This window comes from Sulfurimonas sp. RIFOXYD2_FULL_34_21, assembly GCF_001830805.1.
GTDB lineage: Bacteria > Campylobacterota > Campylobacteria > Campylobacterales > Sulfurimonadaceae > Sulfurimonas.
On record NZ_MICH01000002.1, the window covers coordinates 1 to 26163 of the forward strand.

Here is a 26163-nt window from a genome sequence, read left to right on the forward strand (position 1 = left end):
AAATCTTTAAATAGTAATATAGAATCCTTCGCAGACAAACTTTCAAAATATGAGTATCAGATAATATTTACTACGGGAATTACTTTTGTATTGTTAATAATAGTAAGTATGTTTTTAGTTGCAAATATTCACAACTCTATAAAAAAACTGCAACAGAGTTTAGAAAATATTGATAAAAATAGAGATTTTACTTTTAAGCAACAATCTTTGGGTAAAGATGAAATTTCAAATATTTTTTATAGTTTAAACAATCTTATATCATCTACAAGAGAAGCCATTGATGATTCAAAAAGTAGTGCGGAAGAGAATAAAAATATAGTACAGAAAATTGATAAATATTTTTTAGATATGTTACAAAATTTAGATGAAACATCAAATATAGTTATAGACACAACTAGTTTTGGTGAAAAAACTATGGATATGATTAGAGATACAATGAGTAGAACAGATACTTTAAAAAGTTCTATGTCTAAAGTAGAAGATGTATTGGATACGGCAACAAAAAATATAATAAGTATGATTGATGATGTACAAAAAAGTGCTGAAGTTGAGATGGAGATTGTCGAAGACTTGTCAAGACTAAGTAAAGAAGCCGTTCAAATAAAAGAAGTCTTAAATGTTATAAGCGAGATAGCGGAACAGACAAACCTTTTAGCTTTAAATGCAGCTATAGAAGCCGCACGTGCAGGAGAACACGGACGAGGTTTTGCAGTAGTTGCAGATGAAGTACGTAAACTTGCCGAGAGAACCCAAAATAGTCTTAGTGAGATTAATGCAACGATTAGTATTATTGTTCAATCTATTAATGATGTTAGTCAAAAAATGAATAATAATGCTGATAATATTCAAAACTTGACAAATGTTTCTTCAAATGCAAAAGAACAAATAGAGTTAACTGTTGAGACAATGAGTGAAACAACAAAAGCTATGAATACATCTCTTGGGGCACTCTATAAAACAGGAGAAGATACTAGCTATATTATAAGCAAGATTAATCAAATTAATCAAGAAGTAAAAAAGAATGTAGATAACAGTAATGCTATATCTTACGAAATGAAAGTATTAGAGAGTAATGCATCAGGTTTAAGTGAAAAACTTTCACGATTTAGAACGTAAAAATGATTAGTTAGTTAAGCTTATACCTGTAACCATTTTTTCCCTACTGCTTTTAATGCTTCTGGATTCTCCGAAGCAAAAAATTCAAGTTTTGTCTTATTGTATTTTATACTAAAATCAAAGCTTTTTTGCAAATGTTCTACTATCGCATCACCGGAGTGGATAAGAATTGTATCACTTGAGAAGTAGTTTTGGATTGCATCAGATATTAAAGGAAAGTGTGTACAGCCCAAAATAATTGCATTTGGATTTTTTATCTCTTTAAAGTAGTGTTTGAGCGTTGCTTCTAAAATTTCACCGTTGTAAATCTCCTCTTCGACCAGAGGAACAAATAGACCGGTTGCTTTTGCTTGCAAATTATGAAAACCTTCTTCATTTAAGCCAATTTCATAAGCTTTTGAGCTAATAGTAGCTTTTGTTCCTAGAATCAGTATATTTAAAGTTTTGTCTTTTAATGCATTTGCAGTTGCCAAAATTCCTGCCTCAACAACACCTATAACAGGGCATGTTGAAGCTTCTCTCATTTCAGTTAGTGCATGAGCGCTTACGGTATTACATGCAACTATAATGAGGTCTAGTTCAAAGTTTTTGAAAAATTCAACTGCTTCGATTGCATAGCGTATAATTGTTGTTTTATCTTTGATACCGTATGGAACGCGCGCAGTATCTCCAAAGTAGATAATCTCTTCAAATAGTTTATGTTCTAAAAGTGATTTAACAACAGTTAAACCGCCGATTCCGCTGTCAAATACTCCTACTTTCATAGTTTACTGATTTGTATTCATGCTTTCTAAAAATTCTGCATTTGTCGGTTTTTTACCCATTGTCGTATAGACAAATTTAAGAGCTTCAACTTCATCATCTTGCTTATGAATCATTTGACGCAGAATAAATACTTTTTGCAGTACTTCAGGCGGGATAAGAAGTTCATCTTTTCTGGTTCCTGATTTTAGAATGTCAATTGCCGGGAAAATCCTTCTATCGGCTATTTTTCTATCAAGTACGACTTCAGAGTTGCCTGTACCTTTAAATTCTTCAAAGATAACTTCATCCATTCTGCTACCTGTATCTATAAGTGCAGTAGCAATAATAGTTAAACTTCCGCCGTTTTCGATATTACGAGCCGCTCCGAAAAATCTTTTTGGTTTGTGAAGTGCATTTGCATCGACACCGCCTGAGAGAACTTTACCGCTTGAAGGAGTTACCGTATTGTATGCACGCGCAAGACGTGTGATAGAGTCAAGAAGGATAACTACGTCACGACCAAGTTCAACACGTCTTTTAGCTTTTTCAATTACCATCTCGGCAACTTTAACATGGTTTTTAGCAGGCATATCAAAAGTTGAACTGTAAACTTCACCTTTAACACTTCTCTCCATGTCGGTTACTTCTTCAGGTCTCTCATCAACAAGCAAAACCATCAAATCGATTTCAGCATGATTGTGTGTGATACCGTGAGCAATCTCTTTTAAAAGTTCAGTTTTACCACTTCTAGGAGGTGCAACGATAAGACCGCGTTGACCTTTTCCAATTGGTGCAAAAAGATCCATCATACGGCCGGTAAGCCCTCTTTCTCTGTACTCAAGTTTAATCTGGTCTGTTGCATAAAGAGGCGTGAGATTTTCAAATAGAGGTCTTTTTTTGCTCTCTTCAGGCGGAAGGGAGTTTACCGCTTCTATCTTTATAAGAGCATAATATCTCTCTTGCTCTTTTGGAGGTCTAACTTGTCCCGTTACCACGTCTCCGTTACGAAGAGCAAAACGTTTTATCTGAGTATTTGATACGTATGCATCGTTAATGCTCTCGTCAAAACTTTTATCGATTGAGCGAATAAAGCCGTAACCATCTTGCATAATCTCTAAAATACCGCTAAATAGGATAAAACCGCCTTGTTCAGTCTGAGCCTTTAAAATCTCAAATATAAGGTCTTGACGTTTAAGCTCGTTTGGATGCTCTATACAAAGCTCGGCGGCCATTGCCGTTAACTCTTCTATACTTTTAATACGTAAATCTTCTACGCTTGCACCTTTTACGGGTTTGTGTGTTCTTGTTTTTGTATTTGTGTTTGTTCTGTTAGTGCTTTTGCGAGGTGGTTGTTGTGGAGTGTTTTCGCTCATAAAGTAGCTGCCTTAATGTTTTTAGATTTTGTACCGCGGATATTCTAGTTTATGGTACATTGGGAAAGTGTAAGATTATCTCATACATTTTAATACCGCAATTTTACACTATTAGAACTTCTAATGTCAATACATAGCTTAACTTTTTAATGTTGAGATAGTATCAACAAGTGTAGAGATGTTTATTTTTGCGTCGTTTAATGTTTTTTGCGTATTTTCTGCAAGTTTACGTACTTCATCGGCGACAACTGCAAACCCTCGTCCGTGTTCTCCTGCACGTGCAGCCTCAATGGCAGCGTTTAGTGCTAAAAGGTTTGTTTGATCCGCAATATCCGAAATTGTATCAAGAACACTAAGAATCTCTTTGGATTGGCTTTGAAGCGAACTTAATTCATTATTAAATTTTAAATCATCCCTATTTTCTGCTTTACTCTCTTTTATTTGAAGTTTTTGTGCAGTTTTTTCTCTATCAAATATTTTTATTTTTTCATCTAACTCTTTGAGAGAGTCTTGGTGTAATCTTTTTAGGTGGGCTATCTCGTCATTTAGTTTTTGATTTTTATTTAAAAGAGTGTCATTTTCACTCTTTACATGTAGCAAATCAAGAGAGTTGTTTTTAGTTTCTACATGTAAGGATTCATTTTGCATATTTAGAGAGTTTAACTCATCGCTTAAATTCCATTTTTCATCCTGTAGTTTTTTTATAATTTGCTTATATTCCGCTATTTCACTCTCTTTTGCATGTGAAGACCTAAAGATAAAATAACCTATAAGCAAACCGATTATTAAAGAAAAAATTGCACTTAAAATATAGTACATGTAGGATGTTTTTTCAACTACATTATCTTTATAGACTACTTTGTCTTGATATATTATCTTATCTTTGTATATAACGTTATCTTTATATACAACCTTTTGAGTGTTTGGTTTTGTTTGTGCTTTTATAAGATAGAGTCCTTTTTTGCTCATATCTATATATAGATCTTCTAATTTATCAATATCATTGGATTTTAATTTTTTATTGCTTACATGTAACTCCTTAAAAGCTTTTAACGCTTCATCATTGAGTTTTTGTAAAGAGTCTGTTTTTGTATCATTTAATGAAATAGCTGTCGCTATTTTGTCATGAGTAGAGAGTATAATGAAGTAGAGTTTTATTTTATCTTCAGGAGTTAAATTTTGAGATATTTTTTCTATATGAGTGTTTAATTGTGAATAACTCATCTGAATTTCTAAGATTGATGATGCAAAAACGCCAACGGTGAGTAGAAGGGTTGTAATAAATATTTTCATTCAAAATAAAAGCATTTTTTATACCAAGTTTTTTACTTTTTTTGATAAATATTATTTTTTAAATATTATTTATGCATAATGCGAATATAATGGAACAGAATTCTTACGGAGAAGCATCATGAAATTTTTTATAGCGTTGTTGTATATTTTTTTGGCAAGCAGTTTACTGCATGGGTATTCAAAAAAAATTGTATTGGGTACGTTCTCAGATAAAGCAAATGCGGATAGACAGTATGAAAAACTAAGTATTGCCATTCCACAATATAAGTTACTTCAAGAGTTGTCGGAAGTTAACAATTTTGACATACATGTACGCCCGTTTGGCAAATATCATATTGTTGTAGTTGAGCCTATAAAAAACGCATCAGTACTTAATGAATCATTGCAAATAGTAAAAGGCGGCTTTAAACAAGCACTTGTAAGTGATGTAGAGAGCGCAAGCGAGAGTGTTGATAAAGTAAAAAAAGAGATAAAAATTGAACTTCCAAAAGCGGTTTTAGAACAAAAGAAAGAGCTTCCTAAAAAAGAACCTTCAAAGCCCGTTGCAGAGTTAAAGCAAGAATTTCCTATGCCGGTTCCGACACCGCAGATAAATGAGCAAGAAGTTGTTGTAGAAGTAAACAAAAATTTACCTGTTCAAACTGCTGATAAGAGTATAGAACAGCCGGAACAAAACCAACTGGCACAGAATAACTTAAAAGATGATATCAAAGAGTTGACAAAACAAAATGAAGCTTTAAGCACAGAGCAAAATACCTCACAATTAGCAGATGATAAAGTATGTCCGCCGCCGAGCGTATCTGATGTTTTCTCAGAGTATTTCAGCTGGACTTATCTACTAATCCTTCTTATTATAGGGATTCTTGCATATCTGTTTATGAAGTTTAAACATATATATGACCAATATTAAAACTGCTTAAACTCTCTGGTTTAAGCATATAAAATCTTATTGAATTCATCAAATGCTTTTAACGTTTTCTCCAAAAGATTTTCAACGTCTTTAAAAATTTTATCAATGTTGTTTTTATCTTTTAGTTTTGAAACAGAGTTGTCAAACATATCTACTATATTTGTTTTAACCTGATTTTTCTCATTATCGTCTCTTTGTCTATTTGGTTCAAAAATAGATGCTATTTTATTTGCTAGTTTTGAAACCGGAGACTTTTGCTCGTTGTCTTTTAGCTCTTTTAAAAAGTTGTCTATAAAAGGCTGCGCTATTTTCATAAAAGCGTCAATCTCTTTTTTGTCCTGTTCATCAATCCCGTTCGTATCAATAGAAAACTGAAACGACTGCATTGAAGCAAAACTCATCGTATCTTTACTGCCGTTAGAATTTTGGCTATGACTCATCGAGAATGAACTCTCATTTGCAAAATCCATTTTTATAATATCACCGCTAGATGTTCGCATGGCTATATTTAAATCGTGCGACTTGTAAGCGCTATAAGCGTATGAAGTGTCCATAACAACCTCCTTATTTTGCTCATAAATCGGTAAATATGGAGATTTTTTTAATTTAAGCTGCTTTTTTATTACTCTCTTTTAAAACTAAATATACCGACGCTATAAAGACAAATGAGCCTACGTAACTATTTAGCATAATAAGTGCTCCCATGCTAAGAAAAAGAGCTATATGTGAGACTAGTTGTCTGTTTAAAATGAGTGCCGTAATCGTGCTAAGCAATGCCGCAATACCAAAAAAGTTAAAATGTATCATCGCTCCAAGTTGTTCTCTTATAGTGCATAAAAGCATCTTTGAATCACTGCCGCATTCGCTTATTAGGTTGGCATTTCTCAAAATTGCGTATTTGATAAGAGAAAATATAACAATTGATAAAAGAGTGTAGAAAATAAAGTTCTTTAGCTCTAAAAAGCTTACTTGCTTACTCTCTTTATAGAGGATAAAAGCAAATCCAAGAGAGATTAAAATCCATATATTTGAAAAAATATTAAGATATGTTTCATTTATAAATATAGCGATAGAAGATAGAATTATAATCAAGAAAGATGCTTTTTCAAATTTTTCTGAGTTTACATGTAGCGCTTTTGCACTGTAAAAATATAAAAACGAGATAGCTGAAATTGCAAATATATAGACTTCAAAATTTCTATATCTTCCATCAAATGCAAGTGCCGTATTTGCTATTAGTAGTGATAAAAATGAGAGATAAAATAGAGTCCTAAGCCCATTTTTACCTAAAAGCTCACTCTGTTTTTCTTTGGCAATAAAATAGAGCATGTAGTAGTATATGAGCAGATGCACAACTAGGACAAAAATAGCCCAAATAAGTTCTTTATATGAGATGGTTGTAACACTGTACTGCTCGATTTGAAGCGTAAATAAAACTGCATATATAAGATTTAGCGCACTAAAAACAGATAGCTTTTTAGTTTCAATTTTTACACCTTTTAAGATAAAGGAAAAGGCAAAAATCAGCAAAATTGAACTAAGCGCCAAAAGATTGTAGTTTGGAAAGTTTGAAACATCTTTGTTAAATACGTTTTTATCGACTCTGTTTTTATCAAAAATTCCCCAAAAGCCGCCTACAGCTCCTTCGTTTATCCTTTTCCACGGTTGGTCAAAAGCTTCTATAATGTTGTAGTTCCACTTTTTTTCTTGTGCCAGTTTTACAAATTCTCTGAGATATATCGCCTGATTTATTTTGCTAGGATGTGCATCTTCTCTTGCTCTTCCCTCGGATGGCCAACCTGTTTCGCCAATTAGAATATTTTTGTCCCCTAAGATACGCTCAACTTCTACTCTTATATTCGCCAAATGCTTGATGGCTCTTTGAATATTCATCGGCTCATCTTCCCAGTATGGCAATATATGGATTGTTACAAAGTCGGTAGTTTCTCTTATTTTTGGATGTTTGAGCCAAAACTCCCAAACGTCGGCATAAGTTACTTGTGTATTTGGCAGAGCGGCTTTGACATACTTTATATATTCAAGAAGTTTTGCTTCAGTTGTATCGCCTCTTAATAATACCTCGTTTCCTACAATCACGGCTTTTACGATATCTTGATTTTCGCGTGCAAGTTTTATAAGTGTATTTAGCTCTTTTTGAGTTAAGACTCTATCACTGCTAACCCATGCTCCCATAAGCATCTTCATGTTAAACTCTCTTGCTATGTTAGGCAATTCTTCAAGTCCAATAGTAGAATATGTTCTAATGCAGTTTGTGTATTTTGAGAGCAGTGCTAAATCTTCTCTAACTCTCTCTTTTGAGGCTACAAAATTTTGAGATGAAAGCGGTGACTCATCTTTTGAAAAGGGTGCGTATGAGACGCATTGAAGTTTCGAGATATCATCGTTGCTGCCTTTTAAAACAAAAACAGCACCCGCTAAATACCAAAATAGTACGGCAATTGCAACGGAAGCTAAAACTGCCGAGATTTTTTTCATCATTTGATGTTTTCCTTATGTAAAAAACAGTAATTTTTTTAAGAACTATATAAAGCGGAATTATATCTCATAAGAGCTACTCTTTTTTTGTAAAACATTGGCTTTAAATGTTAAAATGTCAAATATAAAATAAATACGCTTAGAGCGTAAGCGAGGAAATAGTTTTGGCGTATAATATATTGGTTACAAACGATGACGGTTATGAGGCGAACGGTCTTCTTAGTCTTGTAGAAGCATTAAAAGAGCTTGAAGGAGTAAAAGTTACCGTTGTAGCACCTGCAAATGAGAAGTCTGCATGCGGCCACTCTCTTACTTTGGTGCGTCCTCTTCGTTTTATCGGAGTGGAGGATGATTTTTTTAAGCTTGATGACGGAACTCCTAGCGACTGTGTCTATCTTGCGCTCAGTACTATTTTTGTAGATAAAAAGCCGGACTTGCTTATAAGCGGAATAAACCGCGGTTCTAATATGGGAGAGGATATTACCTACTCGGGAACGGCGGCGGGAGCTATGGAGGGAGTTTTACATAACATTCCTTCTATAGCTATTTCGCAGGTAATGGACTTTACCGACCCGCAAGGTGATTTTACTTTGGCAAAAAAAACAATCAAAGAGCTTGTGCTAAAGATAAAAGAGGGCTCGTTTCCTCTGCCCCAGAGAGAGTTTTTAAACGTTAATATTCCTCCTGATATTGATTCTAGCGATAACAAAGATGCAAAAATGGTAATAACTTATGCAGGATATAGAATGTACGCAAACGATTCGCATGTGCATAGAAATCCAAGGGGAGAGGAGTTTTATTGGCTGGGGCTTCATCCGTTAAACTTTTCTGCTCGCAACGGAGTAGAGGGCATAAGTGATTATGAAGCGATAGCAGCTGGAAATATATCCATAACACCGATACATCTTGATATGAGCGCATACAAAAGCATAGATAGACTAAAAGAGTGGATAGAGTGAGATATGAGCGTATAAAATCTCTTTTAGGGGATGATTTTTCTAAACTTCATAATGCGAAAGTTCTGCTTTTGGGAGTAGGCGGTGTAGGCGGACACTGTCTTGATTGTCTAATGCGCAGCGGTTTAGTACATGTAACTATCGTTGATTTTGACACTTATGATGAAAGTAACCAAAATCGTCAACTCTGGTCTGAACTTCATGAGGGCGAGGCTAAAGTAGAAGCGCTTAAAAAACATTATTCACATGTAGAAATTATAAATGTTCGTGTTGATGAGCAGTGGGTTTGGGATTTTGATTTTGATAAGTATGATTTGATTCTTGATGCGATTGATGATACAAAAGCAAAACTCGCACTTGCCCAAAAGTGTTACAAAAAACTCATCTCCTCTTTTGGCTCGGCAAAGCGTCTTGACCCTACAAAAGTGCAAGTCGGCGATATCTGGAAGAGTTACGGAGACAAATTCGGCTCAAAAATCCGATATGAACTTAAAAAACGCGGATTTAAAAAAAAGTATAAAGTCATATTTAGCGCAGAAGAGGCTAAAGTAAAAGAAAAAGGTAGTTTTGTCGGCGTAACTGCAACTTTCGGGCTTGTTATGTGCAGTGAAGCAATTAAGACGATAATATCAAAATAGGAGAAATTTTTGTTTGATTTAGATAATCCGCTCGTGTGTGAAGGTATAATAGGTGATGGCTGCGGCGGTGGAAGATTGTTCTTTATAGAAGACGAAACGCTAAAAGCTTACGACCCTCAAAGCAAAGAGGTTATAAATCTTTTAAGCGATATTAAAGATGCAAAAAAAATAAGTAAAAAAGGGTGCATTATTACTATCGAATGCCAAAAAGAGAGTATAAAACTAGATTTGTCACAGATAAAAAGCTAGTAAATATTATTGATAGCGAATCTCTCTTAATTTAGACATAGACTCTTCGCTCCATTTAACTATGGCTTCTCTTTCGCTTTTTGTCAATCTAGCATCCCAATGAGCAATAATATAACGAAGCGGCGGCATATCATTTTCTATTACAACATCTCTTAAACTCTCTAAATCTTTTAGCGGAGTATTGTGAGATATAAAAGGAAAATCTTTGCTCATGTCTATATGTTTTTTAGCTTTTTTAATATCGTAATCAATCATCTGTTTAAATCCGGGTATTTTATAATACCAAGGGAATTTTGTCGCATCGCTATGACAATCGAAACATTTTTTTTCTAAAATAGGTTTGATCTTTGCAATATATGAGCTGTTTATTACTTCATATAAAGGCAAATTTTTATCAACATTTATATCTTTTTTTACAACATTTGCATTGTTCTCTTCATGTGCTAACAATATAATCGGCAACGAAAGCAAAATAGAGAACAAAGAAACGGTTGAGAGTTTAAAAGTTAAAGAGTTTATGACTTGCATGATATCCTCCAAAAAAAGAATTTAGTTTCAATAATTGCACATATTTCATTAAACTGAGCATAATCGATTTCTTATTCAAATATTTTTAAACTACTTTGTACTCAGACAATTTAATTTGATATAATGACAAAAAGATTAACAATAAAGAGAATATTTTATGGAAAAAATTGAGCCTATGACTCTGTTTGGATACAACAAACTCCAAGCAGAAGTGAAAAATTTAAAAGAAGTTAAAAGACCTCGAACGATAAAAGATATTGAAGAGGCACTAGAGCATGGAGATTTAAAAGAAAATGCTGAATATCATGCGGCAAAAGAACAACAAAAACTTATAGACTTAAGACTTGCAGAACTTGCAGAACTTATAGGCTCGGCAAAGATAGTAAATCCTAGTGACCTTGAGCATACTAAAGTCAGCTTTGGCTCAACTGTTGTTGTTTGTGATGTAAATAGCGAAGAGGAGTTTACATATACTATTGTAGGCGGATGCGAATCAAATCCTGATATGGGGCTTATCTCATTTAACTCTCCTTTGGCGAAGCAACTTTTAGGAAGAGAAGAGGGAGACGATGTAAAAGTACAGCTTCCTAACGGACAAAAAGAGTTTGAGGTAGTCGAGATAAGATATCAGGAGATAGTTTTTGAGTGCAATTAATGTCGGAGTAATAGGTGCAAGCGGATATACCGGGCTTGAACTTGTAAAAATTCTTATCAAACACCCTAAATTTAACCTCTCTTATGTAGCAAATTCAGAGGGCGGAACTACTCTAAGTGAGTTGCATCCATCGCTAAATGGGGTTTTTGAGTGCAATGTTTTAAAGGTAGATATAGATGAGTTGGCACAGGAGTGTGAGCTTGTTTTTCTAGCAGTGCCTCATCAAACGGCTATGGCGTATGTTAAACCTCTCATAGAAAAGGGTATCAAAGTAGTTGATTTGTCGGCTGATTATAGACTTCCTAAAGATGTTTATGAGGAGTTTTACTGCCCTCATACGGATATAGATAACCTATCACATGCGGTTTACGGTTTGCCAGAACTGTTTGCTAAAGAGCTCAGAGACGCAAAACTTGTAGCAAATCCGGGTTGTTTTCCTACTTCTGCAATACTAGGTGTCTTGCCTTTTATGGATAAAAGAGTAAAAAATACTCCCATTATCATAGATGCAAAAACAGGCGTTAGCGGAGCTGGAAAAAAATTAAGCGACAACACTCATTTTGTAAACGTAAACGACAATCTTTTTGCTTATAATCCTCTCCTTCACAGACATGCACCTGAAATTGCCCAAAAACTCGGTGTTGACTTTGATGAAGTTCATTTTGTACCGCATTTAGTTCCTGTTACCCGCGGAATGATAAGCTCAATATATATACATGTAAGCGGAGATTTTGACGCATATAAAGTACTAGAAGAGTTTTACAAAGAGTCTATACATGTAAGAATTAGCAAAAACCCGGTCGATATGAAGAATGTTGCCGGAACAAATTTTTGCGATATTTTTGTAAAACAAAAAGGAGATATTCTTTTTATCTCTAGCGCAATAGACAATCTTCTAAGAGGTGCATCGTCTGCCGCTGTTGTCAATGCAAACTTGATGATGGGTCTTGATGAAGATTTAGGAATACCAAACATAGCTTATGTTCCATAATTTAGAGATAAAAGAGGGTGCTTTTTTTGTGGCTGATGCACACTACTCGCATAAGCGCCCCGAGTTTTTAGAGTTTATAAGAGATATAGACTCTAAAATTCTTAAACCTACGCAACTAATCCTTTTTGGAGATATATTTGATGCTCTTTTTGGAGAGGTTTCATATACACACAAAGCAAATCAAGAGGCAATTGAACTAATAAATACAATATCTTTGCATATAGAAGTTGTATATTTAGAGGGAAATCATGATTTTAATTTAAAAAAAATATTCCCAAAAGTAAAAGTATTCCCTATCTCCTCTCAGCCTCTTACATGTAGATTCGAGAATAAAACAGTTTTGCTCTCTCACGGTGATATAAAGAGTGATTTAAACTATAAAATTTATACAAAAATAATAAGAAACAGATACTTATTATATTTTTTGTCAACGATAGATTACATGTTAAATCACTATATTTTAAAAAAACTGGATGATTATCTAGGTAAAAAAGATGATTGTAAAGATATTGTGGGGTTTGAAAAGTTTATATCAAGCAGATTGGATGAGCAATATGAGTGCGATTATTTTATAGAGGGGCATTTTCATCAGAACAAGACGATAAAATTAAAAAATTTTATTTATGTTAATTTAGGCGCTTTTGCTTGCAATCAAAGATATTTTACTGTAAAATCAACACAAGACATAACATTTTTGCAAGAAAATATTTTCTCAAAAGGGATTTAAAATATGACTATAGATAGTTCATTAAAGGTTGGCTCGAATGAGATGGAGCTAGTTGATTTTCGTATATTTAAGCAGGAAAACGATGAAGTTTACGAGGGTATTTACGGTGTAAACGTATCTAAAGTTCGTGAAATTATTAAATTGCCTAAATTGACGGAACTCCCTGGGACGCCTAAATTTATAGAGGGTATATTTGATTTAAGAAACATTGTAATACCCGTGGTTAATTTGGCAAAGTGGATGGGAATAGAAGAACCAGTCGGTATTGCAAAAAACTCAAGAGTAGTAATTACTGAGTTTAACAACGTACTTATAGGTTTTATAGTTCATGAAGCAAAAAGAATAAGAAGAATAAACTGGTCGGATATTGAACCTGCATCTTTTATGAGAGACAGCGCATCTGTTGAAGGAAGTAAAATAACGGGTGTAACAAAAATCGAAGGCGATAATGTACTTCTGATTTTAGATTTAGAGAGTGTTGTACAAGATTTGGGTCTTTATGAGCCTGATACCCAAAATGTTCCTAATCAGATTGAAAGTTTTTCAGGGATGGCACTTGTTCTTGATGATAGCTCAACAGCTAGAAAAATTGTAAAAGAAGCGTTGATAAAGATGGGATTTAATGTATTGGAAGCTATAGACGGAGAAGAGGGCTTAACTAAGCTTGATGAGCTATATGAACTCTACGGCAAAGATTTGGCAAAAAATCTTAAGATAATTATTTCCGATGTTGAAATGCCTAGAATGGACGGTTTCCATTTTGCAGCTAATGTTAAAGAAGACGGAAGATTCAGTAATATACCGATTGTATTTAACTCTTCAATTAGTGACCATTTTAGCGAGTTAAGAGGTGTTGAAGCAGGCGGAGAGGCTTATTTGGTTAAATTTCAAGCAAGCTTATTTTACAATGAAGTAGCGCGAGTAGTTCGTGCACATATGAAATAGGAGTATAAATATGGATGAATTTCAAGAGATATTGCAAGATTTTTTGGTTGAATCTTTTGAGCTTATTGAACAGCTCGACCAAGATTTAGTAGAGTTAGAAAATAGACCTGAAGATTTAGAGCTATTAAACAGAATATTTCGTGTTGCACATACCGTTAAAGGTGCTTCTTCCTTTTTGAACTTTGATGTACTAACACATTTGACACATCATATGGAAGATGTATTAAATAGAGCTAGACATGGAGAGTTAATAATATCTGCGGATATTATGGATGTTATTTTAGAATCTATTGATTTAATGAAAGCTCTTTTAAATACTATCCGCGATACTAGCTCTGATAGCGGTATTGATGTAGCAGCTTGTGTTTCAAGACTTGACAAATGTGTAGGCGGCAGCGGAAAAGTAGAAACTCCTGTTGCTCAGCCTGCTGTTGTAATTGAAGATAAGCCGCTTGAAGAAGTTTCAAAAGATGAGCCTGATTATGACAACATGAATCCTGACGAATTGGAAGCCGAGATTGAGAGATTATTAAAAGTAAGACAATCAGAAGATCAGGCGAAAAGAGAAGCTAAATCAAAATCAGCTGATGATGAAGATGATTTTGAAGATGAGGAGATAAAGCCTGTATCAAAAGCTCCTGTCATGGTCGCTCCTAAAAGAGCAACAGCATCGGCTAATCATGACTCGGATTCATCAGATGATGCACGTGCAGCGGCACCTGCAAAAAAGCAGACTACGGTTGAGCAAACTATTAGAGTAGATGTAAAACGACTTGATCACTTAATGAATTTAATAGGAGAACTAGTTCTTGCTAAAAACAGATTGATTAAAATTAATGATGATGTTGAAGAGCGTTATGAAGGGGAGAGTTTTCTTGAAGAGTTAAATCAGGTTGTATCAATCGTCTCTTTAGTTACTACGGATTTGCAAATTGCAGTTATGAAAACAAGAATGCTACCGATTGGCAAAGTGTTTAATAAATTTCCTAGAATGATTCGTGATTTAAGCCGTGAGTTAAATAAAAAAATAGAGCTTGAGATATACGGAGAAGAGACTGAACTTGACAAATCTATTGTCGAAGAAGTAGGTGATCCTTTAGTACATATTATCAGAAATTCATGTGATCATGGAATCGAGATACCTCAAATACGCCTTGAACAAGGAAAAAGTGAGACAGGAACAATAAAATTAAAAGCTTACAATGAGGGCAATCAAATTGTAATTCAGATTGATGATGACGGAAAGGGACTTGATGTAGATATGTTAAAAAACAAGTCTCTTGAAAAAGGCATTATTACTGAAAAAGAAGCGGATAATATGAGCGACAAAGAGGCGTTCAATCTGATATTTAAACCAGGTTTCTCAACGGCTACTAGTGTAACAAACGTATCAGGACGCGGTGTCGGTATGGATGTTGTTAAGACAAATATTGAGAAATTAAACGGAATTATCGACATTGACAGTGAAATTGGTGTCGGTACATCAATGAAGCTAAAGATACCTCTAACGTTAGCTATTATTCAAGCACTTTTAGTAGGGGTTCAAGAAGAGCATTATGCAATTCCTCTTGCGTCTGTTTTAGAAACCGTTAGAATATCAAAAGATGAGGTTTATACAGTCGAAGGTCGTTCGGTTATGAGACTGCGTGAAGATGTTCTTTCTCTTGTACATATCGGAGATATTTTTGAAGTGGAGCGTATTTTAGACTCAAGTGAGTATGCTTATGTTGTTGTTCTTGGTTTGGGAACAAGTAAACTTGGACTTATCGTTGATACGTTAGTAGGACAGGAGGAGATTGTTATCAAATCTCTAGGAGAGTTCCTCAAAGGTATTAATGGAATTGCAGGAGCTACTATTCGCGGTGATGGCGGTGTAACATTAATTGTAGATGTTATAGCTATTATGGATATGGCAAAACATGTTAAAGCTACTAAGTTGGCAGATAGCAGCTCAGATGCTGCAATGCTTACAAATGAGAAGAAAAAAGCAAGTGATTATACTGTTATGATAGTCGATGATTCAAAAACTGATAGAACAATTATGAGAAAAGCACTTGAGCCGTTAGGAGTGACGCTGGTTGAAGCAGGTGATGGTCAAGAAGCACTTAGTATTTTAAAACAGGGCGATCATAATTTTGATGCGATGTTAGTAGATATTGAGATGCCTAGAATGGATGGCTACTCATTAGCAACCGAGATAAAAAAATATAATCGTTACAAAAATCTACCTTTAATTGCGGTAACTTCTCGTACCGGTAAGTCTGATCGTATGAGAGGAGTTGAGTCTGGAATGGTAGAATATATTACTAAACCATATTCTGCGGATTACTTGTCAAGTGTAGTTCAAAGAAACGTTAACTTTAAATCGGAGTTTTTAAAATGAGTGATAAATTAAAAGAGATAATGAGTAAACAAAATAAAAAACATGATGAAAAAGTAGGTCACTCCGATGACGTAGTCCAGTTAGTAGGATTTATAATAGGGGATGAAGAATATGCTGTTCCGATTTTGGCTATTCAGGAGATTATTAAACCGTTTCCATGGACAAGAGTTCCTCAGGTACCAAAATATGTTGTGGGTGTTTTTAATATGCGTGGAGCCGTTATACCTCTTATTGACCTTCGCTTAAAATTTGGATTAAGTCCTAAAAAGCATGGCGAAGAGACAAGATTTATTGTTATGAGACATGGTGATGATGTTGCGGGATTTGTAATCGACAGATTGACAATGGCGCTTAGGATTAAAAAAAGTGATATCGGACCGGCTCCTGATACTACAAACGGCGATGAAACTGCGATTGACGGTGTTGGTAAACAAGCGGACAGAATTATAACTATCTTAAAGGTAAACAGACTTTTACAGAGAGATTTTTAATATTTCCTTTACATGTCTAATTCATCATTTGATATTATTTTTGCTAATAACAAGCTCTCTTTAAAATTTAAAGGAGAGCTTTCCCTCTACAATCTTACAAAATATAAAAAAAAAATAGACCTATTAGATTTAAACGAAGTTGATAATGTTGTTTTAGATTTCTCAGAACTAAACTTTTTAGATAGTGCCGGATCAATTTTTATAGACAATCTACAAAGAGAGTTCTCTTTAAACAGTATTGTACATGTAGAGACTATTTGCGATAATATAGAAGTTTTAGATATGTTTAATCTTGTAAAAGAACAGAGGTTAAAGTCTAAAAAAATAGTAAAACCTAAAAAGAGAAAATTTTTAGAAAGAATAGGTGAAAAAACATATGAAAATTATCTTGTTTTTTTATCGTTTCTGGCTTTTATGGGCGAACTTTTTGCGAATAAAATATATTACTTAATATCCTATAAAAGTATCAGATTTAAAGAGATAGCATTTGAGATTAATGAGAGTGCCGTAAAAGCAATCGGAATTGTCTCCTTAACAAGTTTTTTAATAGGGCTTGTTATAGCATATCAATCTGCATTTCAGTTAAAAATATACGGTGCCAATATATTTATAGTAGATATGTTGGGTATTTCTATTTTTAGGGAGTTGTCGCCTTTAATCACTGCAATAGTTATCGCAGGAAGAAGCGGTTCTGCGTTTACCGCTCAAATAGGTGCAATGAAGATTACTCAAGAGCTTGATGCAATGCAGACAATGGGTTTTGACCCATATAGGTTTTTAGTTCTTCCAAAAATTATAGCACTTATGATTACTATGCCTATACTTATTTTTATATCTGATTTAATGGCTATTGTCGGCGGAATGGTTGTTGCAAATATTGATTTAGGTATTACTATTGAGTTGTTTATAAATAGGTTCAACGAAGTTATTGCTATTAAACATTTTATCATCGGTATTATAAAAGGGCCGTTCTTTGCTTTTTTAATTGCTACTATCGGCATATATAGAGGTTTGCAAGTTAAAGATGATACTCAAAGCATAGGATTCAATACGACAAAAAGTGTTGTAGAATCAATTTTTGCGGTTATCGTATGTGATGCTATTTTCTCAATTATTTTTACAAATTTGGGTATATGATGAGCAATATTATAGAAGTAAAGAATATAAAAACCGTTTTTGGCGATAGAATAATCCATGACGGGATTAACTTGAGTGTTCCAAAAGGTTCTATATATGGGCTGCTTGGTCCTAGCGGATGCGGGAAAACAACTCTTTTAAGAGAGATGGTTATGTTACAAAAATTTAGCGGCGGTGATATAACTATATTTTCACATAAGCTAAATAATATTAGATATAAAGAGGCAATAAGTCTTAGAATGAAATGGGGTGTACTGTTTCAGTCCGGAGCGCTATTTTCATCGCTTACTTTAAAAGAAAATATAGAACTTCCTCTTATAGAGTATAGTGATTTGTCTCAAGAGATGATTGATGATATAGTAGAGTTTAAAATAAATATTGTAGGATTACGTTCAGATGATGCAAATCTATACCCGTCACAAATTAGCGGCGGTATGAAAAAAAAAGCAGCTCTTGCGCGTTCACTTGCACTTGACCCTAAACTTCTTTTTTTGGATGAGCCTACTAGCGGATTAGACCCTATATCCGCTAGGGACTTTGATGCTTTAATATTAAAACTTCGTGACTTATTGGATTTGACTATTGTTATGGTTTCTCATGATTTACAATCCATACATGATACTCTTGATAAAGTTGCTATAATTGACAATAAAAAAATTGTATATGAGGGTAATTTAAAAAATATATTTAGTGTTGAGAACGAGTTTATAAAAACTTTTTTTCAAATGGGAAAATAGATTATGAGGGTAATATTTTATGAATAACAAAGTTAATTACAGTTTAATAGGTTTTCTTGTACTTCTTGGCTTAACAATGATGTCAGTATTTGGTTATTGGCTTTTAAAGCCTTCAGAGGAGGCTGAAGTACAGATGTATGCTATATACTTTGATGAATCGGTTTTAGGATTAAATCTTGATGCTCCGGTAAAATATAGAGGAATAAATGTAGGCAAAGTTACAACTCTAAAAATTAATTCAAATAACTCTGAGCAGGTTGAAGTTTTAGTTACGGTTTTAAAATCTACTCCTATTAACTCATCTACTCTAGCACAACTTACTTCTCAAGGAATTACCGGTCTTAGTTATATTAATTTAAGTTTTGGTAATGATAATGCTGCTCCTCTTGAAATAAAAAAGAATGAAAAATATCCGGTTATAAAAACTATCCCCTCTTTGTTGATAAAACTTGAAAACAGTTTTGGAGATATATCTTTAAACCTATCTGAAACTCTTGAGAGAACACGCCAGCTTTTAAGAGAAGAGAATCAAGAACAGTTTACTCAGCTTCTTAAAAATAGCTCGCTTTTTTTCTCAAAAATAAATGAAATACTAGATAATGAGACAATAAATAACTTTCAAGAGAGTATAAAAAACTTAAATAGTGCATCAAAAAAGCTTGACGAGATGATACCTCGTGTCGAAAAATTTATGGAGACAAGCAGTGCATGGGAAAATAATATATCCGTATCGTTTAGTTCTATTATGAATAGTTATCTGGGTATAAAGGGTTCCATGGATATGTTTAAAAAATCATTAGAAAGCGGTGATTTTAATCTTAAAGAGATAACAAGCGATTTGCTTCCTAGTATAAACAATACCTTTTTAGAGATGCAAAATTTAATCATTAAAATAGAAGAGACTCTAAATAAATATGATAGAAGTCCAAATGATATTATATTTATGAAAGAAGAGATTAAAAAAGGACCGGGGGAGAGTTGATATGAGAACTGTTTTAATTATTTTAGTAGTGTTTTTATCGGGTTGCGCAACAATAAAACCTGCTGTAGCTGAGTATAGAGTAGTTACTCAAGTTCAAAAAAAAGATATCCTTGCCAAAGGGTGTAAAAACAAATCATTAAAAATTTTAGAGGCATTTAGCACTAATTCTCTAAAGTCGCTTAGCATGGATTATACAGAGTCAGGCAATAGAGTATTTTCATATTCCGAGTCTCAATGGCAAGAGTCGCCAAATAACTTTGTTATTTCACATCTAATAAGCAATATAAGAGCGCAAGAACTTTTTAGCAGTGTAAATTTATCAAAATCAAGAAGTAAAAATAGTCTGCTTTTAGAGACGGCAATAGAGGAATTTATGCAGTTTTACAGCAGTGACTTGAAAAGCTCTTATGTAGATATTGTAATAACTTTTACTTTGGTAGATTCTAGCACAAACGCGGTAATGGCAACCAAAACGTTTTACTCAAAAGTTAATGCAAAAACTCCGGATGCACAAGGAGGCGTTGATGCCATAAATAGTGCATTGAGCGAAATAATTTCTCAAAATATCAATTGGCTTGAAGAGGTATGCAAATGATAAAAGAGAGCGAATATAAAAAAAGAAGAGACTCTTTAGTAAAAAAGATGTCTGATAATTCTATCGGTGTTATTTTTAGCGCAAAATATACTACCCGTTCGCATGATACACAGCATCCATACAGACAAGATAGCAATTTTTACTATCTGAGCGGTTTTAAAGAAGATAATGCCGTTTTAATTTTTTTAAAAGAGAAAAATAGAATAAAAACAGTTTTGTTTGTTCAAAAAAAAGATAAGTTATTGGAGCTATGGAGTGGAGAGAGGCTAGGAGAGAAAAAAGCAAAGAAGAGATTTTTGGTTGATAAAGTCTATTCTAGGGATGACTTTAAAAGAAAGTTCAAAGAGTATATAAGAGGCAAAAAAACTATCTATTGCGAGTTAAGTTCAAAAAAAAGCGATGTTAAAAAAGTTTTAGAGTTGACAAAAGATTTTAACGCTAAAGAAAATATCGCGTTAATGGTTCAAAAAATGAGACTTATTAAGTCGGTATCAGAGATTGAATTAATTAAAGAGTCAATTGCAATAACCGCAAAAGCTCATCACAGAGCTATGATTGTAAACAAAAAAGATAAATACGAGTATGATTTACAAGCGGAGATAGAGCATGAGTTTAAAACAAACGGTGCATATAGTGATGCTTATACATCAATAGTAGCATGTGGAAACAGTGCTAATACACTTCATTATATACAAAACAACAAACCACTTTTAGAGGGCGAACTTATATTGATTGATGCGGGTTGTGAACATAACTACTATGCAAGTGACATTACTAGAACAATACCTGTAAGCGGACAATACACCCAGCCTCAACGTGAGCTTTATAATCTTGTCTTAGAGACACAACTAAAAATAATAAGTATGATAAAACCAAAGGTAAAGAGAAGTGCTTTGCAAACTTCGGCAGAGGAGATGCTTACAAAGGGGATGATTGAACTTGGTATTTTAAAAGGGGAGTATAAAAAGCTTATCAGGCTTCAAATGCATAAAAAATATTATCCTCACGGAATAGGTCACTGGATGGGCATAGATGTTCATGATATGGCACCGTATAAAGATGCTAAGGACAGAGAGATACCGTTAAAAAAAGGTATGGTTTTGACTATCGAACCGGGACTTTATATCGATAAGAGTGATAAAAGTGTACCAAAAAAATATCGCGGTATCGGTATAAGAATAGAAGATAATATTTTAGTAACCAAAGACGGTTATGAAAACTTATCTTCAGCGATTGCAAAGAGTATAGATAAAATAGAGGCTATATCTTTTAAGTTTTAGTTGCTATAGCTATAACTCCAACCTGTTAAGCTTTTATCTTTTGCTTCGCTAAAATTATCGGAATCTGCTAAAAAATCAAAAACAAACATCGCAAAATTAGGTATGTCTCTCATGTCTTCTTGTTTGACTAACAGAAGAGGCATTAGCGTCTCTTGCTGACTTTGTGAAAAACCGACAGGCATAATTTGGCTCATAACTTCGATTGGATTTTTTATACTATTTTCATCTAAAAATTTCTCAAAAACTGCTTCTTGAATCTCTTTGGGTAGCTCCTCACAAGTGTTTAAAAAAATCGTAAAGTGAATCGGAGTATCTTTAAAGTACTCAGGTGATGGAGCTGCCATAATAATATATTCAACATTTTCTAAATGCTCTTTAATTTCATTTACACTTAGATAATTAAGTGTTTTTATAGCCTCAGCTTTCAAACTATTTTGTTTCCTCGCCTATAAGCGGTTCGCCAATTTCATCTTCAATCTCTTTTTGAAGTTTTGACATCTCAAATCTAACAGCATCTATTATATAAGGAGGAACATTGTCATCTTTTCCCCATCTTACTTCATCTATGTTGCCGCCATACAAAGCACCTAGTTCTTCAACTTTTTTTGAATATTCTAAGAGATCTTTGCAAGTTTCTACTCTGCCGTCCATCGTATCTTTTAATTCTATATACCAATCTTCACGACTGTCTTGTGCCATTTTAATAGTTGATTCAAATATTACTGACAAAACTTACCTCTTTGTTTCATCAAATTTTTTAGTAAATGTTGACAAATCATCTTTTTTCTTTAAGTCGCCGTTATATGTCATAGTCGTAAAATCTACACTATCGTCATTTAATATTTTTGGTACAGCATCACCGTTTGCTATAATTTCCATATGGGCATCTAGCTCATCTTCGCTGTATGCCATCTGCATATCAGCAGTAATTACATGTGGAATCGCTTCTATTACTCTTAATTTCTCAAGCTCCTCGGCAACTCCATTACCCTCTATAGTGATTATAACTCTTCCTTTTTCATCATGCATGTGATAATCACACACTTCACAATCCTTAAGACTCTGTACTACTTCAGCCAAATATTTTGGTACCGTTTGAACTACTATACTAGATATATTCATTTTATTTCCTTTTGTTATTTTATTTTACACTATATAAATTAATAATTTTACTGTCACTTGAAACTAAAAACTCATCTTCGCTTATAAAAACTATTTTTGTAAGCGTCACATTGTTACCGCCGAATTTAGCAATTTCAGATTTTGATATAGTATTTAAAAGTAGCACATTGTTGTGCTCATCGCATCCATAACCGACAATTTTACCGCTTGGAGATAAACCGACACTGTAAATTAAAAAATCTGATTTTATATGATAAGACGAGTTGAATTTCGGGACATAAATTACCATTCTTCTGTCTTGTCCTGCTGTCGCAATAACCCCTTTTTTATAATCTACCTGAAAGACATTATCCAAATTTTCTCCGGAGAGTGTTTTAAGATGTTTTCCGTCTTTGGTGTTATGTATCTTTAAATTACCGCTTTCATCGGCAACGACAACCTCACTTTTTTGTTCATTCAATGCAAAGTCTGAAAACTTTGCACCGGCAACTTGAATTATCCAGTTTTGGCGGCGATTTTTTATGTCATATGAAATTAACTCATTACTAAGCAGTGCTAATAGAATCGTATTGCTGTCTAAGAACTTTGCTTTTGCTATTGTAAGAGATTTTGAAGAATCAAGCAAAAGGTCAGTTTTTAAGTTCTGGTAAATATGAACTCTTCTAAAACCCTGTTTATCTTGTGAAAGTATTAATACTTTATCATCAATAACATCTACTGAATAAACTTTTGAATCTACTTCATCACCGATAAAATCTTTAATTTTAGGTAACTCAATTTTTTCAATAAGCTTTTTTGTTTTAAAATCAAAAATATCAACGCAACTAGCATCCGTAGCTACATAAATTTTATCATTTTTAAAAACAACGTCCACGACAAATCCGCTTGCATTGAATTGCAAAACAGGTTGTTTTAAATTTAAAGAAAACAAAGAAGAGATAAAAAACGTTAAAAATATCATTAATTTCATTGTGTTACCTTTATATTTATAGCATCAACGGGGCATCTACTGATACAAAAACCGCATGATGTACATTTGTCGTTTATGCTAGGCATAAACATAGCTTTAAAGTCTATAGCATAATCCAAGCAGGGATCCTTACACGAAAAACACATAGTATGACTCCAACTTAGGCATCTACTCTTATCTATAATTATATCCGCATTAACAAGTTTTTTATCTTCAACTTTTAAAACGCCAAATTCACATGCAATTGCGCATCTATCGCAATATGTACAACCGCTTTTTGTAAAATCTAAATACGGAGTACTATCATTTGCTATTTTTATTATATCTTCTTCACAAACAGTGGCGCATTTGGCATCACATTTACTACACTCATTATGAAAAAGAGATTCGTCTCCAAAGTAAGGGGGTCTTAACAATTTCTCTTGCTTCTTTGCTCTATTTAAAGATGAAGCAAGAGAGCTAAAAAGCTCTCTTCTTTGCATTAATGACCTGAACCGCCTAAGCTTCCAGCTGCAGAATGTTTGTTTGCAACGTCTTCAGGAGTTACATAACTCTCTTTTCCTACAGTATCTAGTGATTCAGTTAGTTTCCCACCGCTCCAGCTAGATCTGTTAGCACCGTCTTTGCTTGTATAAACAGGCTCAAATGTATTTTCAACAGCTAAGTTACCTTGAGACTGCGGAGCATGACATTGTGAACAGTTAAATCTAGCACCTTGAAGTTTATCTTCATGCACGATAGAGACTTCATTTTTATAGTTATTAACTGCACTTTGGAAAGTACCGTTTACAACTTTATTACGCTCTCTAAAGTTTGTGAAGTGAGAAACAGGAATCGGTGTAGCACCCATTGCTCCCGCGATATCCGGCATATGGCAACTTACACATCTGTTGTCTTCTACTTTAATCGGCAACATACCGATAGTATCATGTGGAATCATCGGCGGAGCATCTTGAAATGCTCTTTTAATTTTGCTACTTGTAGTAGCTTGTGCAGTTCTGTACTCAGTTTTGTCTGCTATTGTACTATCTTCCGTATATAAATCAGTCTTTCTTAAACCTAAAGACTCTTCAGTTATAGTTGTTGATACAACTTTTTTAGGCGAAGATTTAGCACCTTCACCACCACAACCAACCATTAGTAGTGCAGCAGCAACTAAACCAATCGTTATCTTACTCATTGCTTTCATTTTACTCTCCCGATTTTTTGTTTTTTGCTAGTTTTTTAATTGAAAAACTAAGAGCATCATCATCACACACTTCAATGCATCTGGCACAATTTGTGCATTCACCTGAAAGAACAGGTAAACTCTCCTTACCTATCATGTGTAAAACTTGCTGCTCAGGACAAACAACTTTACATTTCATACACCCAGTACAATTCTCTTGTGTATGTTGCACCCTTATTAGACTAAAACTACCCAAAAGTGAATAAAATCCACCAAGCGGGCATATATGTCCACACCATCCGTTTTTTAGAACAAATAGGTCAAAAAGAAAAATTACGAGCATTGCTGCCCATCCAAAACCTAAACCAAATATAATACCCCTATGTAACATAGATATAGGCGATATAAACTCAAAAGCGGTAACCCCCATCATAAATGATATGATTAAGCTTAGTACTAAAACCCAGTAACGCATATTACGCGAAGCAGGTTGTCTCTTAGAAATGCCGTCAATATTTAACTTTCTTCTTAATAGTGCCGCAGCATCTGTAATTATATTTACAGGGCAAACCCAACTACAAAAAGCGCGACCACCTATAAGTAGGTAAAATATAGTTACGATAAAAACGCCTATAAGTAAATCCGTAGCCAATACAGCACCAGCCGCTAGCATTTGTAGTGCAGCGTAAGGATCGCTTAAAGGAACAACATCTAAAAAAATTGAAGAGCTAAGGTTACCCATTAAAAGAGTCCATCCCCAAACATTTGCTCCAAAATATAGCAATAATAGACCTATCTGCGTAGTTCTTCTAAACATTAGGTATCGGTATTTATTCCAAAGAGTTCTCATTAGTATAAATCCCCCTTTCCGCTATTTAGAGAATTAACAGCACTGTCTTTACTTATATCAGTCGTTGTTTTGATTTCTTTAGCGTTCTCTAAACGCTTTTCATCATTTTTATCCCAACCTTTTATATAGTAATTACCGGCCTTGCCCATTGCAACTTCTCTAGGAAGTACAAAGATTGACGCTTTTTCCGTAACACAAGCTTTTTCGCATAATCCGCATCCAGTACATGCATCGGCATGAACTACCGGAGATAGGTATGCATGTTTTCCTGTTCTCTCATTTCTTTGATACTCAACTGTTATCGCTTCGCCTAGAATAGGACAAGCTCTATAACATGCATCGCACTGAATTCCCCAAAACGCTATACAAGTTTCTCTGTCTATAACCGCAAGACCCATATCAGCTACATTTATATCAAGTACTCCATTTGTCGTAACACTAGATTCATCAAGTGCGCCTGTAGGGCATACAGGCACACAAGGAATATCAGGACACATATAACAAGGTATTTCTCTAGGGATAAAATACGGAGTACCCAGAGGTTTATGATCACCCGGTTTAGCAAGTGATAACGTATCATACGGACAAGCTTCAACACAAAGTCCGCATTTAATACATGTTTTCAAAAATTCATTTTCTTTAATGGCTCCAGGTGGACGAAGCAGTAGTTGTGAAGCCGTAACTTCATCAACATAAGCACTCCATACAAATCCTCCAAGTGCGGCAATACCGGCACTTCTTGCCATATTTAAAATAAACTTTCTTCTATCACTCGTTGTTTTATTTTTCATTTTATTTAGGTACGTTTAGCAAATGCAAAACTTTCC

General features: G+C 34.1%; 30 protein-coding genes. 16 read left to right on the forward strand and 14 right to left on the reverse strand.

Going from position 1 to position 26163, the window contains the following annotated elements; all coding sequences use genetic code 11:
* On the forward strand, positions 1–1116 hold a 1116-nt coding region (locus A2530_RS01300), incomplete at its 5' end, for a methyl-accepting chemotaxis protein (RefSeq protein WP_294884614.1).
* Positions 1117–1136: 20 nt separating this feature from the next.
* Here the strand turns inward: A2530_RS01300 and murI are convergent.
* The 3 genes from murI to A2530_RS01315 form a co-directional block, all read right to left on the reverse strand.
* Positions 1137–1880: a glutamate racemase gene (murI, locus tag A2530_RS01305; RefSeq protein ID WP_294884612.1), complete on the reverse strand. Its 744-nt coding sequence runs from the start codon at positions 1878–1880 to the stop codon at positions 1137–1139.
* A gap of 3 nt (positions 1881–1883) precedes the next feature.
* Positions 1884–3233: a transcription termination factor Rho gene (rho, locus tag A2530_RS01310; RefSeq protein WP_294884610.1), complete on the reverse strand. Its 1350-nt coding sequence runs from the start codon at positions 3231–3233 to the stop codon at positions 1884–1886.
* A 138-nt stretch (positions 3234–3371) separates the two neighbouring features.
* Positions 3372–4526 (reverse strand): methyl-accepting chemotaxis protein, encoded by a 1155-nt coding sequence (locus tag A2530_RS01315; protein WP_294884608.1) that lies wholly within the window; start codon positions 4524–4526, stop codon positions 3372–3374.
* A 118-nt stretch (positions 4527–4644) separates the two neighbouring features.
* On the opposite strand from A2530_RS01315, the gene A2530_RS01320 reads away from it, so the two are divergent.
* Entirely contained in the window at positions 4645–5436 is a 792-nt protein-coding gene (locus A2530_RS01320) for a hypothetical protein (protein WP_294884606.1), read from the forward strand.
* A 20-nt stretch (positions 5437–5456) separates the two neighbouring features.
* Here A2530_RS01320 and A2530_RS01325 read toward each other — a convergent pair whose 3' ends face one another.
* Positions 5457–5990, reverse strand: a complete 534-nt coding sequence (locus A2530_RS01325) for a hypothetical protein (RefSeq protein WP_294884605.1) — start codon at positions 5988–5990, stop codon at positions 5457–5459.
* Positions 5991–6042: 52 nt separating this feature from the next.
* On the reverse strand, positions 6043–7935 hold the full coding sequence (locus A2530_RS01330; RefSeq protein WP_294884604.1) for a glycosyl hydrolase: 1893 nt from the start codon (positions 7933–7935) through the stop codon (positions 6043–6045).
* A gap of 161 nt (positions 7936–8096) precedes the next feature.
* Between A2530_RS01330 and surE the strand changes: the two genes are divergently transcribed.
* From surE to A2530_RS01345, 3 genes are read left to right on the forward strand one after another with little or no spacing between them, the layout of a single operon-like run.
* Complete coding sequence (gene surE / locus A2530_RS01335) at positions 8097–8891, forward strand: 5'/3'-nucleotidase SurE (protein WP_294884602.1); 795 nt, start codon at positions 8097–8099, stop codon at positions 8889–8891.
* Positions 8888–9526 (forward strand): ThiF family adenylyltransferase, encoded by a 639-nt coding sequence (locus A2530_RS01340; RefSeq protein ID WP_294884600.1) that lies wholly within the window; start codon positions 8888–8890, stop codon positions 9524–9526. The genes surE and A2530_RS01340 overlap by 4 nt, the downstream gene beginning before the upstream one ends.
* Before the next feature lie 9 nt (positions 9527–9535).
* Positions 9536–9775 carry a thiamine biosynthesis protein ThiF gene (locus A2530_RS01345; RefSeq protein WP_294884599.1) on the forward strand — a complete coding sequence of 80 codons (240 nt, stop codon included), beginning with the start codon at positions 9536–9538 and terminating at the stop codon, positions 9773–9775.
* 6 nt (positions 9776–9781) lie between these two features.
* Here the strand turns inward: A2530_RS01345 and A2530_RS01350 are convergent, their stop codons facing one another.
* Complete coding sequence (locus tag A2530_RS01350; RefSeq protein ID WP_294884598.1) at positions 9782–10303, reverse strand: heme-binding domain-containing protein; 522 nt, start codon at positions 10301–10303, stop codon at positions 9782–9784.
* A 157-nt stretch (positions 10304–10460) separates the two neighbouring features.
* On the opposite strand from A2530_RS01350, the gene greA reads away from it, so the two are divergent.
* The 11 genes from greA to A2530_RS01405 are packed head-to-tail and all read left to right on the forward strand — an operon-like array spanning position 10461 to position 21226.
* Positions 10461–10958, forward strand: coding sequence for a transcription elongation factor GreA (gene greA, locus A2530_RS01355; protein WP_294884596.1), 498 nt, complete (start codon positions 10461–10463; stop codon positions 10956–10958).
* Positions 10945–11949: an N-acetyl-gamma-glutamyl-phosphate reductase gene (gene argC / locus A2530_RS01360; protein WP_294884594.1), complete on the forward strand. Its 1005-nt coding sequence runs from the start codon at positions 10945–10947 to the stop codon at positions 11947–11949. The genes greA and argC overlap by 14 nt, the downstream gene beginning before the upstream one ends.
* Entirely contained in the window at positions 11939–12676 is a 738-nt protein-coding gene (locus A2530_RS01365) for a metallophosphoesterase (protein WP_294884592.1), read from the forward strand. The genes argC and A2530_RS01365 overlap by 11 nt, the downstream gene beginning before the upstream one ends.
* Before the next feature lie 3 nt (positions 12677–12679).
* The gene (locus A2530_RS01370; protein ID WP_294884591.1) at positions 12680–13621 is read left to right on the forward strand and encodes a chemotaxis protein; all 942 of its coding nucleotides are present in this window, start codon (positions 12680–12682) and stop codon (positions 13619–13621) included.
* Between the two features lie 10 nt (positions 13622–13631).
* Positions 13632–16004 carry a chemotaxis protein CheW gene (locus tag A2530_RS01375; protein ID WP_294884590.1) on the forward strand — a complete coding sequence of 791 codons (2373 nt, stop codon included), beginning with the start codon at positions 13632–13634 and terminating at the stop codon, positions 16002–16004.
* Positions 16001–16495: a chemotaxis protein CheW gene (locus A2530_RS01380; protein ID WP_294884588.1), complete on the forward strand. Its 495-nt coding sequence runs from the start codon at positions 16001–16003 to the stop codon at positions 16493–16495. The genes A2530_RS01375 and A2530_RS01380 overlap by 4 nt, the downstream gene beginning before the upstream one ends.
* Positions 16496–16507: 12 nt before the next feature.
* Positions 16508–17632 (forward strand): MlaE family lipid ABC transporter permease subunit, encoded by a 1125-nt coding sequence (locus A2530_RS01385; RefSeq protein WP_294884587.1) that lies wholly within the window; start codon positions 16508–16510, stop codon positions 17630–17632.
* Positions 17632–18369: an ABC transporter ATP-binding protein gene (locus A2530_RS01390; protein ID WP_294884586.1), complete on the forward strand. Its 738-nt coding sequence runs from the start codon at positions 17632–17634 to the stop codon at positions 18367–18369. Before A2530_RS01385 ends, A2530_RS01390 begins: the two co-directional genes overlap by 1 nt.
* 19 nt (positions 18370–18388) lie before the next feature.
* On the forward strand, positions 18389–19351 hold the full coding sequence (locus tag A2530_RS01395; RefSeq protein WP_294884584.1) for an MlaD family protein: 963 nt from the start codon (positions 18389–18391) through the stop codon (positions 19349–19351).
* 1 nt (position 19352) lies between these two features.
* The gene (locus A2530_RS01400) at positions 19353–19946 is read left to right on the forward strand and encodes an ABC-type transport auxiliary lipoprotein family protein (protein ID WP_294884583.1); all 594 of its coding nucleotides are present in this window, start codon (positions 19353–19355) and stop codon (positions 19944–19946) included.
* Positions 19943–21226, forward strand: a complete 1284-nt coding sequence (locus A2530_RS01405) for an aminopeptidase P N-terminal domain-containing protein (RefSeq protein WP_294884581.1) — start codon at positions 19943–19945, stop codon at positions 21224–21226. The genes A2530_RS01400 and A2530_RS01405 overlap by 4 nt, the downstream gene beginning before the upstream one ends.
* Here the strand turns inward: A2530_RS01405 and A2530_RS01410 are convergent.
* From A2530_RS01410 to napG, 8 genes are read right to left on the reverse strand one after another with little or no spacing between them, the layout of a single operon-like run.
* Positions 21223–21654 carry a hypothetical protein gene (locus A2530_RS01410; protein WP_294884579.1) on the reverse strand — a complete coding sequence of 144 codons (432 nt, stop codon included), beginning with the start codon at positions 21652–21654 and terminating at the stop codon, positions 21223–21225. The genes A2530_RS01405 and A2530_RS01410 overlap by 4 nt on opposite strands.
* Before the next feature lies 1 nt (position 21655).
* Positions 21656–21955 (reverse strand): hypothetical protein, encoded by a 300-nt coding sequence (locus tag A2530_RS01415; protein ID WP_294884577.1) that lies wholly within the window; start codon positions 21953–21955, stop codon positions 21656–21658.
* Positions 21956–21958: 3 nt separating this feature from the next.
* On the reverse strand, positions 21959–22348 hold the full coding sequence (locus A2530_RS01420) for a chaperone NapD (RefSeq protein WP_294884576.1): 390 nt from the start codon (positions 22346–22348) through the stop codon (positions 21959–21961).
* A 19-nt stretch (positions 22349–22367) separates the two neighbouring features.
* A complete protein-coding gene (locus A2530_RS01425) occupies positions 22368–23318 on the reverse strand; it encodes a WD40 repeat domain-containing protein (protein WP_294884574.1) in 951 nt (316 codons plus the stop codon).
* A complete protein-coding gene (locus A2530_RS01430) occupies positions 23315–23800 on the reverse strand; it encodes a ferredoxin-type protein NapF (protein WP_294884572.1) in 486 nt (161 codons plus the stop codon). The genes A2530_RS01425 and A2530_RS01430 overlap by 4 nt, the downstream gene beginning before the upstream one ends.
* Positions 23800–24507 carry a nitrate reductase cytochrome c-type subunit gene (locus A2530_RS01435; RefSeq protein WP_294884571.1) on the reverse strand — a complete coding sequence of 236 codons (708 nt, stop codon included), beginning with the start codon at positions 24505–24507 and terminating at the stop codon, positions 23800–23802. The genes A2530_RS01430 and A2530_RS01435 overlap by 1 nt, the downstream gene beginning before the upstream one ends.
* Position 24508: 1 nt before the next feature.
* Entirely contained in the window at positions 24509–25336 is an 828-nt protein-coding gene (gene napH / locus A2530_RS01440; protein WP_294884569.1) for a quinol dehydrogenase ferredoxin subunit NapH, read from the reverse strand.
* Entirely contained in the window at positions 25336–26127 is a 792-nt protein-coding gene (gene napG, locus A2530_RS01445) for a ferredoxin-type protein NapG (protein WP_294884568.1), read from the reverse strand. The genes napH and napG overlap by 1 nt, the downstream gene beginning before the upstream one ends.
* Between the last annotated feature and the right edge of the window lie 36 nt (positions 26128–26163).